The organism is Pseudomonas sp. R19M (assembly GCF_050312585.1).
Taxonomy (GTDB): domain Bacteria; phylum Pseudomonadota; class Gammaproteobacteria; order Pseudomonadales; family Pseudomonadaceae; genus Aquipseudomonas; species Aquipseudomonas palleroniana.
Genome location: NZ_JBNPJV010000071.1, coordinates 33,962 through 47,446, shown reverse-complemented (window position 1 = coordinate 47,446; position 13,485 = coordinate 33,962). Strand labels below are relative to the sequence as shown.

The window sequence follows — 13,485 nt, the reverse complement described above, 5'->3', positions numbered from 1 at the left end:
CAGTCACTGTATCTGGTGACTGAACCACCGCCATCGGGAGCAAGCCCCCTCCCACAATGACCGCGTTAATCCTTAACTGACTGGTATCAGGGCATGCCCCCTCTCACACTATTTGATCGTGTTTGTTCAGGACATCGGCGGTAGGCCATAGGCGGCGAGATCGAAGTCTGCAAGTTTGCGAATGATCTGGTCAGCATGCTGGTACTTGCTGTCAGCCATGGCTTCATCCGGCACGGCGATGGCGGTCATATGTGCGGCTTTCGCGGCGGTAACGCCGAACGGCGAATCTTCGAATACCAGGCAATCCTCGGGCGCGACGCCCAGGCGGCGGGCGGCGGTTAGGAAGATGTCGGGGGCCGGTTTGGCGGCGCCGACTTCCGGGTCATCGGCCGTGACGATGGTGTCGAACAGAGCAAACCACTCGCGGTGCAGCGTGGTCTTGTGGCCAAACGAATTACGCGACGAACTGGTGCCCACGGCAATCGGAATATGGTGTGCTTTCAAATGCCGCACCAGCGCTTCCGCACCGGGCATGCCCAAAGCTTTGGGGAAACGCTCGCTCATCAGCGGTTCGCGGATGGTCAGGAACTGCGCCGGTGTGATCGGCAGGTCCAGCGCCTTGACCACATAATCGGCCAGGTCCTGGGCGCCGCGGCCAATGATGTGCTGCTTGATACCCCAGTCATAGGTTCGGCCGTAGCGTTCGGCGATGATCTGCGTCACTTCGGTGTAGATGCCCTCAGTGTCCAGCAACAACCCGTCCATATCGAATATCACGGCCTTGATCGGACCGACAGCGCTAAGCGGTGCATTCATCACAACAGAACCTGGAGGAAGGACTAAAAGGATTCAGCACAATAACGGCCACGCTTGTCGGCAGGCAACCCTTTGCCATGACCGCCCGCACTGCAACGGCGCAGGGAACGGCAGTGGAGCTGATCAACCTCGCGGTGTAGATGCGCTTGATCAGGCGGGCTCAGACAGGCAGCCCAAACCGTCCAATGTGGCCTCCACCGCCTGGTCCAGCGGCGTATGAGGTTCCCTGCCCAACACCGCGACCAGGCGTTCATTGCCCATGAGCAACGGGGTGCGCCAGAGGTAACGCATCTCCTGCATCTCACGGAACGTGACGACAAAGGGCGCCGCCACCTTCAACAGCCACCAAGGGAACGGGCCTACGCGGGGTTGCTGACCCGTCCTGCGCAAAACCACGCGCTGGATGGCCTCGCTCATCTGTGTGCCATCGGCATCGACGAAACCCTCCATGTGAAAACGGGCGAACGCCTCAAGGGTGGCACGGCGCTCAAGCAACTCGAGCATCGTGCGCGCCACGTCCGGCAGATAGGCCCACTGATGCATCACGCCACGCGCGCCCGGATAACTCACTTTGGCGACCGGTTTTCCAGGTTTGATCAGCCCCATGGAAAACCAGTTATTGGACGCACGGGCGCCGAAAAAATCCCCGGCGCGTACGATCAAGACCCGCGCCCCCTGGCGGGAGGCGTCGAGCAAGCGTTGCTCCAGTTGCACACGGATCGCCCCTTTGCGCGTCTGCGGGTGCTGGGGCGCATCCTCATGCGGCAGCGCAAACGCATCCGGCCCGAAGTTATACACCGTGCCCGGCAACACGATGGTCGCGCCCTCGGCAATCGCCGCGGCGATGGTGTTGTCGATCATCGGCAGTACCAGCCCGGCCCAATTGCGGTAGCCCGGCGGGTTGACGGCATGGACGATCACCTCGCAACCACGCGCTGCCGCCAGCACTTGCTGCCGATCGAGTGCGTCGCCCTTGAGCCAGGTGAGGTCAGGGTTTCGCCGGCGCGCTTTGTCGACATCCCGGGTCAACGCAAGCACGTCCCAACCCGCCGCTGCCAGTTGCTGCGCGACCTCGCCACCAATGCCACCGGTTGCACCCAATACTAGAACCTTGCTCATCACACTCTCCCACGTTGGTTGGTGAGCGCATTCTGTTCCGGACCCGGCTATAGAGGAATTGCCCAAGACCCACCAGTCGCTATACATTTATGCATGGCATCGTATATTGGTTGGGAGCTTTACCGGTCGTTCCTGGGTGTACTCAAGGAAGGATCGTTGTCGGGGGCCGCGCGGCTGCTCGGCATCACGCAGCCTACGGTGGGCCGGCATATCGCTGCGCTGGAAACGACGTTGAACGTGGTGCTGTTCACACGTTCACCAACAGGGCTGCTGCCGACGGCGGTGGCGCATACCTTGCGCGCCCACGCTGAAACCATGGAACGCACCGCCGCCGCCCTCGAGCGCGCCGCCTCCTCCCACGGTGACGAGGTGCGCGGTGTGGTGCGGGTTTCCGCGAGTGAAGTCGTCGGCGTGGAATTGCTGCCACCGATCATCACTCAATTACGCCGTGAGCATCCGCACCTGCGGGTCGAACTGGTGCTGACCAACCGCCTCAGCGACCTGCTGCAACTGGAAGCCGACATCGCCGTGCGCATGGTCCGGCCCAGCCAGGAACAACTGCTGGCGCGGCGCGTGGGGCTGATCGAAGTCGGCCTACACGCCCGTGATGATTACCTGCAACAACGGGGCGTGCCCCTGCACATGCAAGACTTGGCCAACCATTCGGTGATCGGCTTCGACCAGGAAAACGCCTTCATCCGCAGCCTGGCCATCAAGGGCTTCGAACGCAGCGCCTTCGCCCTCTGCAGCGACAGCGACCTGGCACAACTGGCGCTGATCCGCGCCGGTGCCGGCATCGGAGGCTGCCAAGTGCAACTGGCCAAGCGCGACCCACGCCTGCGGCGAGTGCTGCCGCAGTTTTTCGCGCTCAAACTGGACACCTGGGTGACCATGCACGAGGACCTGCGCAACAGCCCACGCTGTCGGGTGATGTTTGATGCATTGGTGGCCGGTTTGCAGCGTTACGTACAGCTTTGAGACAGCTTCACTGGTAAAGAATCAGGCTTCCCACATTCCGTGTGCAGAAGCCCCCATGTCCGAAGCCTTCGAAGTCCCCAGCCCCCACGAAAAACACATCGAACACACCACCGAACATGCCCACGGCCGCGGTGACAATTTCGCCAGCCGCATTGCCGTGATGACCGCGCTGATGGCCACCCTCGGCGCCATGCTCAGCTACCAGGCCGGCTCCACCGAAAGCGAAGCGGCGATGGACAAGAACAACGCCGCCATTATCAAAACCGAAGCCGCCAACCAGTGGAATTACTACCAGGCCAAATCCAGCCGGCAAAACCTCGCCGAACTGGCCGCACACATCCCCGGCGTCGATGCGGCGCACTACAACGACGAAGTGCAGCGCTACAAAAGCCAGAAAGAAGACGTGCGCAAACAAGCCGAAAAACTTGAGGCCACCTCCCGAGAGTGGGATCAAAAATCCGAAGAGGCACTGCACCAGCATCACCGCTGGGCCCAGGCGATGACGGCGATTCAGATCGCGATTTCGTTGGCGGCGATTACCTTGCTCACGCGGCGTGAATGGCTGAAGCGCATGTCCTATGCGGCGGCGGGTGTGGCGGTGGTGCTGGGCAGCCTGGCGTGGCTGCATATCTGACGCCAAGCACGTCCCGGTGTGCGGGTGTCCGGCCTGTCAGCCTGGGCGTGAGTGGGGGTATGAAAGTGAAACCTTTGGCTGGCGGATTTCAATCTGCCAGCTGAGCGATTAGAGTGTCGCGCCCCGGGAAATTGGATCCCGGGCTTGAGTTCATGGAGTTATTCAGTGAAGTACGTCAGTAAAGTGGTTGCAGCAGCAGTTCTGGGTTTCACCCTTGCAGGTTGCACCGGTACCGCGATCAAATCCCCGCATTACGACAGCAGCCAATACACCGTTTTGGGCCACAGTGAAGCCAGCGCCACCGGCATCATGCTGTTCGGCTTGATCCCGATCGGCCAGAACAGCCGTTTCGTGCGCGCGCAGGACGCGGCCATCAAGGCCAAAGGCGGCGATGCACTGATCAACACCCAAGTGCAAGAAAACTGGTTCTGGGCCTGGGTGCTCAGCGGTTACACCACCAAGATCTCGGGTGATGTGGTCAAGCTGAAAACTGCGCAATAAATGATCGTGAAATAGTCAAAATCGCCAGGGCTCAGGCCCGCGCGCGACGTATCATGGGCCATACCTTCGAGGATGGCCCATGAACCTCAGTATCCTTTACGCCCTCGCGGCCGCCGCCCTGTTCGGCGCCAGCACCCCACTTGCCAAAAGCCTGGGCCTTGGCCTCTCGCCCACACTCCTCGCCGGCCTGCTCTATCTTGGCAGCGGTATCGGTCTGGCCGGTGTGCGCTGCATGCGTGATCGCGGCTGGAAACCTAGCGGATTGGCCCCCTCGGAATGGCCCTGGCTGCTCGGCGCCATCGTCTTCGGCGGCATCCTCGGGCCCGTCGCCCTGATGTTCGGCCTCACCCGCACCGCCGGGGCCACGGCTTCATTGATGCTCAACCTCGAGTCGGTACTGACTGCGGTTATCGCCTGGCTGGTGTTCAGGGAAAACGCCGACCGCCGTATCGTCCTCGGTATGCTCGCCATTGTGCTGGGCGGCGTGGTGCTGTCCTGGTCCGACGGCGGCGCTACCAGCCAGGACTGGACGGGACCGTTTTCCGTTGCGCTGGCCTGCCTGTGCTGGGGGATCGACAACAACCTGACGCGCAAGGTATCCGCGTCTGACGCCCTGTTTATCGCAGGCGCCAAGGGCTTGATTGCCGGGTGGGTGAATTGCAGCTTGGCGCTTTATCTCGGCGCGCAGCTCCCGAGCGCCGTACAACTTGCGCCCCTGTTGCTGGTCGGGTTTCTCGGCTATGGCATCAGCCTGGTCCTGTTCGTATTGGCACTCCGCGGGCTGGGCAGTGCCCGCACCGGCGCCTACTTTTCGACAGCGCCCTTCCTCGGGGCTGCGGTTGCCTTATGGGTGATGGACGAGTCGGTCACCGTCGCGTTCTGGATCGCGTCGGCGTTAATGGCTATCGGCGTGTGGCTGCACCTGACAGAGCGGCATGCCCACGAGCATCTGCATGAAGCGACGGAACACGGGCATCGCCATGTGCATGATGAGCATCACCAGCATGAGCATGACTTTGAATGGGACCCGGCGGTGCCGCATAGCCACGTGCATGTGCACAGTGCGATGAAGCATAGCCATGCGCATTTTCCGGATGTGCATCATCGGCATAGGCATTGAGGGGTGGCGTTTTCAGGGAATGTATCTAGGCCGCTCAGCGCCGCCCTGAAAACAGCCTTCGTTCAAGCGTGGTCGCCGTTGTGAGCTTTACGCTCGTACTCCCAGCCTTTGCACGCCAATCGCCTCTGGAAATACTGCTAGACGCCGCGACCTATCGACTTCGCGCCGTAACCCAGGTCCTTGAGAATCTCGCACTACGCAGTGAAATAGGCAGTGATGCCGTAGTGCTCAGTGACTTCGCCCTGCTCTGCTCAATTCCACTACGCGACGAGTGCGATCTGCTGGATGTCATTGGGCGCCGGCTGGACATGCCGTGTACGTGATCTAGAACGGGAAATTTCCAAGCCCAGAAAGCACAAAACCCCTGGTTTCTTTCGAAACCAGGGGTTTTGTTTACATCGAATTTGGCGGTGAAGGAGAGATTCGAACTCTCGATACAATTTCTTGTATACACACTTTCCAGGCGTGCTCCTTAAGCCACTCGGACACTTCACCGTATCTCGTCAAACCAGTTCAGTCTGTCGAGGCGCGCTAATGTAGTCGAAAGCCTTTCCGATGGCAAAGGTTTTTTTCAGAATTTTCATGCGGTTAGACGGTTATGTCATAACCCGCCTGGTCAGGGACGGTGATTCTGCCATTCTTGGGCATGGGCAACGTGAGCCTGGGACGCTCGGTGCGCCCTGCTCCGGGCCGTCTAAGCTTGGGTGTGGCGTAAAAGCCTGACTGGGTAGTCAGTCACGGCGCTTTACCGGGGCGGGCGTGGTGGGTAACGTCTGCGTATGCATTTCTATCCATAGCTTCTCTATAACAAGTCTTACAAGGAACCGCGTCATGAGTGAGTTGATTGCCTACCACCTCGAAGACGGTATTGCGACCCTGACCCTGAGCAACGGCAAGGTGAATGCCATTTCTCCGGCGGTGGTCAGTGAGTTCAATGCGGCGCTGGATCAGGCCGAGAAAGACCGGGCCGTGGTGGTGATCACCGGGACGCCGGGGATACTGTCGGGGGGTTATGATCTGAAGGTGATGACCGCCGGCCCCAAAGAGGCGATCAGCCTGGTGACGTCGGGTTCGACGTTGGCGCGTCGTCTGTTGTCCCATCCGTTTCCGGTGATCGTCGCTTGCCCTGGGCATGCGGTGGCCAAGGGCGCGTTCCTGTTATTGTCGGCCGATTATCGGATTGGTGTGGAAGGCCCGTTCAGCATCGGCCTGAATGAAGTGGCGATCGGCATGACCATGCACCACGCCGGTATCGAATTGGCGCGGGATCGCCTGCGTAAGTCGGCATTTCAGCGTTCGGTGATCAACGCCGAGATGTTCGACCCGCAGGGCGCCTTGCATGCCGGCTTCCTGGATAAAGTCGTCGCCCCCGAAGAGTTGCACGCGGCGGCCCTGGAAGCGGCGCGTCAGTTGAAGAAGATCAATATGAACGCCCACAAGCACACCAAGTTGAAAGTGCGCAAAGCGCTGCTGGAAGCACTGGATGACGCAATCATTCAGGATCAGGGGCATGTCCTGAGCTAAGTCCTCACAACTGCAGCTCCAGAGCCCGACCTTGAGTCGGGCTTTTTCTTACAGATAAATCAGAATCATCTCTAGGTGCTCTAGTCGGGCGATGTCGGTGCATATTGAAACATGTGCTTAAACATCGCCTATCTCCCACGTCTGCAGGGACAATTGCCGAACCCAGTGCACACCCGTACACTGCGCCACCCTTGTCCCGATGGACCGTGTCGATGCTTTTTCTGCTACGTATGCTGTTGATGGGCCTGCACTTTATCGTCGCCGGTGTGCTGGGCGTACTGTTGGGCCTTTGCCGTCCGTTCAACCCGGACAACAGTCGCCTGTGTGCCCGCCTCTATGCGCTGCCGGCCATGTGGCTCTTGGGTCTGAACGTGAAAGCGCAGGTCGACTCGCTGCGCAACAAGCCCGGCACCTGCGTGATCATCGCCAACCACCAGTCCAACTATGACTTGTTTGTGTTCGGCACCGTGGTGCCCCACCGCACGGTGTGCATCGCCAAGAAGAGCCTGAAATGGGTGCCGCTGTTCGGCCAGTTGTTCTGGCTGGCAGGCAATGTGCTGATCGACCGAGGCAATGCCTACAAGGCACGCCGGGCAATGCTTACCACCACCCATACGTTGCAACATGAGAACACGTCGATCTGGGTGTTCCCGGAGGGCACACGCAACCTGGGCAAAGGCTTGTTGCCGTTCAAGAAAGGCGCATTCCATATGGCAATCGCGGCCGGAGTGCCGATCGTGCAGGTGTGCGTCAGCAATTACATCACCCATATGCAGCTCGATCGCTGGAACAGTGGGGATGTACTCATACGGTCGTTGCCGCCGATTCCTACGGTTGGGCTGACTTCGGATGACATCCCCCGGTTGATGCAAAGTTGCCAGGTGCAGATGGATGAATGCATCGCGCAGATGGATCTTGAGTTGCGGGCTGCTTGAACACCGCCCGGGGGGGCGCTTCGTCCCCCAGCGCGAGCAAGCTCGCTCACCACAAAAAGCTCGTCGCAATGACAGCTACGACGGAACGTCATTCAGGCTAAGCTGCCCAACATCTGTCATCCCAATAAGAAGCGATCAGCACCATGGGTAGAGTTGTTGCGGCTGCCGTCTACAGCGCCGGCAAGAAAGTCACCGATATCACCCTCGACGAAGGCGCCGCCTGGGCCGCCAAACCTGACCACTTTGTATGGATCGGCCTGGAAGCCCCCAACGCTCAAGAGCTGGCCAACCTGCAACGCCAGTTCAACCTGCATGAACTGGCCATCGAAGACGCCCTGGAAAAGCACAGCCGCCCGAAGCTGGAAACCTTCGGCGATGCACTGTTTATCGTCACCTACTCACCGGTGCGCGAGAACGGCAAGCTGGTGTTTATCGAAACCCATATCTTTGCCGGCAACGGCTACATCATCACTGCACGCAATGGCCACTCGGCATCCTACGGGCTTGTGCGCCAGCGCTGTGAGGCGCGGCCACTGTTGCTGGAGCATGGGGAAGATTTCGTACTCTATGCGCTGCTGGATTTCGTCACCGAGAATTACCAACCGGTGAGCGAGGCGATCCATGCCGAGATCGATGAACTGGAACGCAACGTATTGTGCAGCTCGCTGAATGAGCGTGATATCCAGAACTTGCATGGCTTGCGCCGCGACGTGCTGCGGCTCAAGCGCTACGTCGCGCCGATGGTGGAGATCAGCCAGGAGCTGCAGAAGCTGAGCTTCCCGTTCATCGACAAGAACATGCGCCCGTATTTCCGCGATGTGCAGATCCATGTGACACGGCAAATGGAAGACCTCACCACCCTGCGCGATATCGCCAGCCAGACCATCGAGATCGGTGTCTTGCTGGAGGCTTCGCGTCAAAGCGTGGTGCAGCGCAAGTTCGCCGCATGGGCGGCGATCCTCGCCTTCCCCACAGCGGTGGCGGGGATCTACGGGATGAACTTCCAGAATATGCCCGAGCTGCAATGGCACTACGGCTATTTTGCAGTGCTCGGGTTTATCGCGGTGGGCTGTACCGGTTTGTGGGCCAGCTTCAAGCGTTCGGGCTGGCTTTAACGCTTGGCCTCGGATTTGTGGGCCACGAAACGCATCATCCATTCCGCCACGGTGACGCCGTGGTGGTCGCGCTCCAGGCTGGCGACGCCATGGTTGTAGACCTTCTCGCCCAAGGTCGTCTGAAGAATCTCCAACAGCTCGCGGGAATAGTCATGGACAAATTCCGGGTGGCCCTGGAAGCACAGCACCTGATCACCAATGTGGTACGCCGCAAACGGGCAAAACGCGCTGGAAGCAATCACCGTGGCGTTTTTCGGCAGCGTGGTGACTTGGTCCTGATGGCTGATCAATAGCGTCAGTTCTTCCACTTCAGGGCTCATCCACGGCGCCTTGGCATCGAGCTTGTAATCGTGGATGCCCATGCCCCAGCCCTGGCCCGCGCGCTCGGTCTTGCCGCCCAGCAGCAGTGCCAGCAATTGGTGGCCGAAGCAGATACCCAGCAGTTTGTCGCCGCGCTCGTAACGCTCGAGCAGATAAGTCTTGAGAGTCTGGATCCAAGGGTCGGTGCCAAAGGAATCGGCCTTGCTGCCAGTGACCAGGTAGGCATCAAACACTTCATCTTCCGGCGGGTATTCGCCCTGCACAACGTTGTAGACAACGAATTCGGCGGCAATCGGCTGCTTGGAGAACAGGCGCTTGAACATCTGCCCGTACCCTTGGTATTGATCGATCAAGCCTGGACGCAGGATATCGGTTTCCAGGATACAGACGCGTAGCGACATAAAAAATACCTGACACGGTGATGGGAATAATGCACACCCCAGAGCCTGCCCTGAAACACCCTCCAAGGCAAGCCCTTGTGGGAGGGGGCTTGCTCCCGATAGCGGTGGCACAGTTACTGACTCGTCAGCTGATACATCGCCATCGGGAGCAAGTCACCTCCCACATTCAGATCACCGAAATATTTCGCCTTGTGCAGCCTTTTCCAGCAACAACGCCGGAGGAGAGAACCTTTCCCCATATTGCTCCGCCAGGTAGCGCGCCCGGGCGATGAAATCGTTCAACCCGTACTGGTTGATAAACTGCAACGCACCGCCACTCCACGCGGCAAAGCCAATGCCGAAGATCGAGCCCACATTGGCATCCGCCGTGGACATCAACACCCCCTCCTCCACACACCGCACGGTTTCGATGGCCTGGATAAACAGCAGGCGGTCACGTACATCCTGTGGCGAAATCTGTTTACCCGGCTGTTCGAAACGGGCTTTCAGTTCCGGCCACAGGTGTTTCTGCCCGCCTGCCGGATAGTCATAGAACCCACCACCCGCTGCCTTGCCGGCGCGTTTGTACTCATTCACCAGCAGGTCGATCACCCGCGTTGCCGGATGCGTCGGCATCTCCTTACCTTCGGCCTGCAGATCCTTGGCCGTTTGCTGTCGGATATGGCTCATCAAGCTGAGCGATACCTCATCGGACACCGCCAACGGCCCCACGGGCATGCCGGCCTTGCGCGCTTCGGTCTCGATCATCGGTGCGGCCACGCCTTCACCGAGCATAGCGATGCCTTCATTGGTGAAGGTGCCGAACACCCGCGAGGTGAAGAAGCCGCGACTGTCGTTGACCACAATCGGGGTTTTCTTGATCTGCAGTACGAAATCAAAACCTCGGGCCAGGGTTTCGTCGCTGGTTTGCGTGCCCTTGATGATTTCCACCAACGGCATCTTGTCCACCGGGCTGAAGAAATGCAGGCCCAGGAACTTGCCTGGATCGGGCACGGCGTTGGCCAGGCCGCTGATGGGCAAGGTGGAGGTATTGGAGGCGATCACCGCGTCGGCGCCGACGACGCTTTGGGCGGCGGCCGAAACCTCGGCCTTGAGCTCGCGGTTTTCAAATACGGCCTCGATGATCAGGTCGCAACCGGCCAGATCGGCATCAGAGGCCGTAGGATGAATACGCGCCAAGGTGGTATCGCGCTGCTCGGCGGTCAATTGCCCACGCCCCACCTTCTTGTCCAACAGCGCGGCTGAGTGCGCCTTGCCTTTCTCGGCGGCGACGAGGTCGATGTCCTTGAGCACCACGTCGATGCCCGCACTGGCACTGACATAAGCGATCCCCGCGCCCATCATCCCGGCACCCAGCACGCCGACTTTGCGTGTCACGTAAGGGGCAAAGCCCTGCGGGCGCGAGCCGCCGGCGTTGATTTCGTTGAGCTGGAACCAGAAGGTGCCGATCATGTTCTTCGCCACCTGGCCGGTGACCAGTTCGGTGAAGTAACGGGTTTCGATCAGGTGGGCCGTGTCGAAATCCACCTGCGCACCTTCCACGGCGGCGCAAAGGATTTTTTCCGGAGCCGGAAAGCAGCCGTTGGTTTTGCTGCGCAACATCGACGGTGCAATCGCCAACATCTGTGCAACCTTGGGGTTCGACGGCGTACCGCCGGGGATTTGATACGCCTTGTTGTCCCAAGGCTGCCTGGCCTCGGGGTTGGCGAAAATCCAGGCGCGAGACTTGGCCAGCAGTTCATCACGGCTCAAGGCCAGCTCATTGATCAAGCCGGCTTGCAGCGCCTGTTGCGGCCGCAGTTTTTTACCTTCCAACAAATACGGCAGGGCCTTTTCCAGCCCCAGCAGGCGCACCATGCGCACGACCCCACCACCGCCCGGCAACAGGCCCAAGGTGACTTCCGGCAAGCCGAGCTGGGTGGATTTATCGTCCAGTGCGACGCGGTAATGGCAGGCCAGGCAAATCTCCCAGCCACCGCCCAGGGCCGCGCCATTGATCGCGGCCACGACCGGTTTGCCGAGGGTTTCCAGGCGGCGCAACTGGGCCTTGAGCACGCGCACACCGTCGTAGAAATCCTTGGCGTGGTGCTTGTCGACCTGGATCAGCTCATTGAGGTCGCCACCGGCAAAAAACGTCTTCTTGGCCGAGGTGATGATCACACCGGCAAGGCTGTCCTTTTCCGCTTCCAGGCGCGTGACCGTGGCCGCCATGGCCTCGCGGTACGCGGCGTTCATGGTGTTGGCACTCTGGCCGGGCATGTCGAGGGTCAGTACCACAATCTGGTCCTGGCCTTTTTCGTAACGAATAGCGTCGCTCATGACGGGTTCCTTCGGCTCAGAGACGTTCGATGATGGTCGCGATGCCCATGCCACCGCCGACACACAGAGTGGCCAGGCCGTAGCGCTGGCGGCGTACTTCCAGCTCGTCGAGCAAGGTGCCGAGGATCGCGCAGCCCGTGGCGCCCAACGGATGGCCCAGGGCGATGGAGCCGCCGTTGACGTTGACCCGAGCGGGGTCGATGCGCATGTCCTTGATGAACTTGAGCACTACAGAGGCGAAAGCTTCGTTGACCTCGAACAGGTCAATGTCTTCTACGCGCAGCCCGGCCTTGGCCAGGGCCTTGCGTGTGGCCGGGGCCGGGCCGGTAAGCATGATGGTCGGGTCGGTACTGGTGACGGCAGTGGCGACGATACGGGCCCGAGGTTGCAGCCCCAGTTCGCGGCCTTTGGCCTCGGAGCCGATCAACATCAAGGCGGCCCCATCGACGATACCGGAGCTGTTGCCCGGCGTGTGCACATGCTGGATGCGCTCCACATGGCTGTAGACCCGCAGCGCAGTGGCATCGAAGCCCATTTGCCCGATCATTTCGAAGCTGGGCTTGAGTTTGCCCAGGCCATCTAAGGTGGAGTCGCCGCGGATGAACTCGTCATGGTCCAGCAGCACGATGCCATTCTGGTCCTGCACTGAAATCAACGATTTGCTGAAGGAGCCGTCTGCACGCGCCCTCGCCGCTTTCTGCTGGGACTGCAGGGCGAAGGTATCGACGTCCTCGCGACTGAAGCCTTCCAGGGTTGCGATCAAATCTGCACCGATGCCCTGGGGCGTGAAATGACTGTGCATATTGGTTTGCGGGTCGAGTACCCAGGCTCCCCCATCACTGCCCATCGGCACCCGCGACATGGACTCGACGCCACCGACCACCACCAGGTCTTCGAAGCCTGAGCGCACTTTCATCGCGCCCAGGTTCACCGCTTCCAGGCCCGAGGCGCAGAACCGGTTGATCTGTACGCCGGCAACGCTGATGTCCCAGTCCGCCACCAGCGCGGCAGTCTTGGCGATGTCGGCGCCCTGGTCGCCCACCGGGGTGACGCAGCCGAGGACGATATCATCCACCTGGTGCGTATCAAGATCGGCGCGTTGCGCCAGCGCCGTAAGCAAGCCGGCCACCAGGTTTACCGGCTTGACGCTGTGCAGGGCACCCTCGGCTTTGCCTTTGCCCCGGGGCGTACGTATCGCATCAAAGATCAAAGCTTGTTGGGTCATGACGTCCTCGAACCGCTGTGCGTGTGTGCCTACCTTAGGCCCGATTGACACGGTTTCAATGACGGATGCGCTCATTGCTTTTGACCCCCTCGCTCGGACGAACGGTAGGTACCTAAGGGAAACCGCTGATTAATCGTTTTAGCGGTCTAGCCCTAGGGCTGGCGCGAAGATGGCGATTAGCCTCATGCCGTTTTAAGCTCAAATACTGCTTAGTTGATATGAAATGGATCTAAGCCGCGCAGAACAGGGGCTCTAAGGTTGAATCTGTAAGAGGCTGCTGCCGGGTTTTGCTGGAGCAGCTGTAAGAAAAGCGACACGTCATATCGGCATAGTGAAATTTTCCGGCACGCATTTGACGCTCAGGAATAACAACAAAAGGCAGTCAGCCATGTTCAAACATTCGAAAGTACGTCAGGCGGGACTCATTCTTTTCGCCACCACACTGATTCTGATCTTGCCCAATCTCACCAAGATTAT

General features: G+C 59.9%; 12 protein-coding genes, 1 tRNA gene and 1 pseudogene. 8 read left to right on the top strand and 6 right to left on the bottom strand.

Annotated elements, in window-relative coordinates; translation table 11 throughout:
• Nucleotides 1-126: 126 nt before the first annotated feature.
• Together ACQRBT_RS15125 and ACQRBT_RS15120 are read right to left on the bottom strand one after the other, a co-directional pair.
• Nucleotides 127-816, bottom strand: coding sequence for an HAD-IA family hydrolase (locus ACQRBT_RS15125; RefSeq protein ID WP_090369251.1), 690 nt, complete (start codon nucleotides 814-816; stop codon nucleotides 127-129).
• Nucleotides 817-966: 150 nt separating this feature from the next.
• Nucleotides 967-1,935: an NAD-dependent epimerase/dehydratase family protein gene (locus ACQRBT_RS15120; protein WP_412047570.1), complete on the bottom strand. Its 969-nt coding sequence runs from the start codon at nucleotides 1,933-1,935 to the stop codon at nucleotides 967-969.
• 93 nt (nucleotides 1,936-2,028) lie between these two features.
• Between ACQRBT_RS15120 and ACQRBT_RS15115 the strand changes: the two genes are divergently transcribed.
• From ACQRBT_RS15115 to ACQRBT_RS15095, 5 genes and pseudogenes are all read left to right on the top strand, one after another.
• Nucleotides 2,029-2,913 (top strand): LysR family transcriptional regulator, encoded by an 885-nt coding sequence (locus tag ACQRBT_RS15115; protein ID WP_412047569.1) that lies wholly within the window; start codon nucleotides 2,029-2,031, stop codon nucleotides 2,911-2,913.
• A gap of 55 nt (nucleotides 2,914-2,968) precedes the next feature.
• The gene (locus ACQRBT_RS15110) at nucleotides 2,969-3,547 is read left to right on the top strand and encodes a DUF4337 domain-containing protein (protein WP_198763486.1); all 579 of its coding nucleotides are present in this window, start codon (nucleotides 2,969-2,971) and stop codon (nucleotides 3,545-3,547) included.
• 165 nt (nucleotides 3,548-3,712) lie between these two features.
• A complete protein-coding gene (locus tag ACQRBT_RS15105; protein ID WP_060756254.1) occupies nucleotides 3,713-4,048 on the top strand; it encodes a hypothetical protein in 336 nt (111 codons plus the stop codon).
• A gap of 79 nt (nucleotides 4,049-4,127) precedes the next feature.
• Complete coding sequence (locus ACQRBT_RS15100) at nucleotides 4,128-5,168, top strand: DMT family transporter (protein WP_412047568.1); 1,041 nt, start codon at nucleotides 4,128-4,130, stop codon at nucleotides 5,166-5,168.
• Nucleotides 5,169-5,287: 119 nt separating this feature from the next.
• A pseudogene (locus ACQRBT_RS15095) lies at nucleotides 5,288-5,491 on the top strand (short-chain dehydrogenase); the annotation flags it as partial.
• Between the two features lie 82 nt (nucleotides 5,492-5,573).
• On the opposite strand, the gene ACQRBT_RS15090 reads toward ACQRBT_RS15095, so the two are convergent.
• Nucleotides 5,574-5,663, bottom strand: a tRNA-Ser gene (locus ACQRBT_RS15090).
• 336 nt (nucleotides 5,664-5,999) lie between these two features.
• Here ACQRBT_RS15090 and ACQRBT_RS15085 point away from each other — a divergent pair.
• From ACQRBT_RS15085 to ACQRBT_RS15075, 3 genes are all read left to right on the top strand, one after another.
• On the top strand, nucleotides 6,000-6,692 hold the full coding sequence (locus tag ACQRBT_RS15085; RefSeq protein WP_090369162.1) for a crotonase/enoyl-CoA hydratase family protein: 693 nt from the start codon (nucleotides 6,000-6,002) through the stop codon (nucleotides 6,690-6,692).
• A gap of 212 nt (nucleotides 6,693-6,904) precedes the next feature.
• Nucleotides 6,905-7,627 (top strand): 1-acylglycerol-3-phosphate O-acyltransferase, encoded by a 723-nt coding sequence (locus tag ACQRBT_RS15080; RefSeq protein ID WP_412047567.1) that lies wholly within the window; start codon nucleotides 6,905-6,907, stop codon nucleotides 7,625-7,627.
• A gap of 143 nt (nucleotides 7,628-7,770) precedes the next feature.
• Nucleotides 7,771-8,742: a magnesium and cobalt transport protein CorA gene (locus ACQRBT_RS15075; protein ID WP_060756258.1), complete on the top strand. Its 972-nt coding sequence runs from the start codon at nucleotides 7,771-7,773 to the stop codon at nucleotides 8,740-8,742.
• On the opposite strand, the gene ACQRBT_RS15070 is transcribed toward ACQRBT_RS15075, so the two are convergent.
• From ACQRBT_RS15070 to ACQRBT_RS15060, 3 genes are all read right to left on the bottom strand, one after another.
• Nucleotides 8,739-9,464: an amidotransferase gene (locus ACQRBT_RS15070; protein WP_090369159.1), complete on the bottom strand. Its 726-nt coding sequence runs from the start codon at nucleotides 9,462-9,464 to the stop codon at nucleotides 8,739-8,741. The genes ACQRBT_RS15075 and ACQRBT_RS15070 overlap by 4 nt on opposite strands.
• A 171-nt stretch (nucleotides 9,465-9,635) precedes the next feature.
• A complete protein-coding gene (locus ACQRBT_RS15065) occupies nucleotides 9,636-11,783 on the bottom strand; it encodes a 3-hydroxyacyl-CoA dehydrogenase NAD-binding domain-containing protein (protein ID WP_412047566.1) in 2,148 nt (715 codons plus the stop codon).
• 16 nt (nucleotides 11,784-11,799) lie between these two features.
• Nucleotides 11,800-13,008 carry an acetyl-CoA C-acetyltransferase gene (locus ACQRBT_RS15060; protein WP_412047565.1) on the bottom strand — a complete coding sequence of 403 codons (1,209 nt, stop codon included), beginning with the start codon at nucleotides 13,006-13,008 and terminating at the stop codon, nucleotides 11,800-11,802.
• Nucleotides 13,009-13,485: the final 477 nt, after the last annotated feature.

What these genes read in the sequence shown, in the direction of transcription:
- ACQRBT_RS15125 (WP_090369251.1), bottom strand. Translation starts at nt 816, where the DNA reads ATGAATGCACCGCTTAGCGCTGTCGGTCCGATCAAGGCCGTGATATTC.
- ACQRBT_RS15120 (WP_412047570.1), bottom strand. Translation starts at nt 1,935, where the DNA reads ATGAGCAAGGTTCTAGTATTGGGTGCAACCGGTGGCATTGGTGGCGAG.
- ACQRBT_RS15115 (WP_412047569.1), top strand. Translation starts at nt 2,029, where the DNA reads ATGGCATCGTATATTGGTTGGGAGCTTTACCGGTCGTTCCTGGGTGTA.
- ACQRBT_RS15110 (WP_198763486.1), top strand. Translation starts at nt 2,969, where the DNA reads ATGTCCGAAGCCTTCGAAGTCCCCAGCCCCCACGAAAAACACATCGAA.
- ACQRBT_RS15100 (WP_412047568.1), top strand. Translation starts at nt 4,128, where the DNA reads ATGAACCTCAGTATCCTTTACGCCCTCGCGGCCGCCGCCCTGTTCGGC.
- ACQRBT_RS15085 (WP_090369162.1), top strand. Translation starts at nt 6,000, where the DNA reads ATGAGTGAGTTGATTGCCTACCACCTCGAAGACGGTATTGCGACCCTG.
- ACQRBT_RS15080 (WP_412047567.1), top strand. Translation starts at nt 6,905, where the DNA reads ATGCTTTTTCTGCTACGTATGCTGTTGATGGGCCTGCACTTTATCGTC.
- ACQRBT_RS15075 (WP_060756258.1), top strand. Translation starts at nt 7,771, where the DNA reads ATGGGTAGAGTTGTTGCGGCTGCCGTCTACAGCGCCGGCAAGAAAGTC.
- ACQRBT_RS15070 (WP_090369159.1), bottom strand. Translation starts at nt 9,464, where the DNA reads ATGTCGCTACGCGTCTGTATCCTGGAAACCGATATCCTGCGTCCAGGC.
- ACQRBT_RS15065 (WP_412047566.1), bottom strand. Translation starts at nt 11,783, where the DNA reads ATGAGCGACGCTATTCGTTACGAAAAAGGCCAGGACCAGATTGTGGTA.
- ACQRBT_RS15060 (WP_412047565.1), bottom strand. Translation starts at nt 13,008, where the DNA reads ATGACCCAACAAGCTTTGATCTTTGATGCGATACGTACGCCCCGGGGC.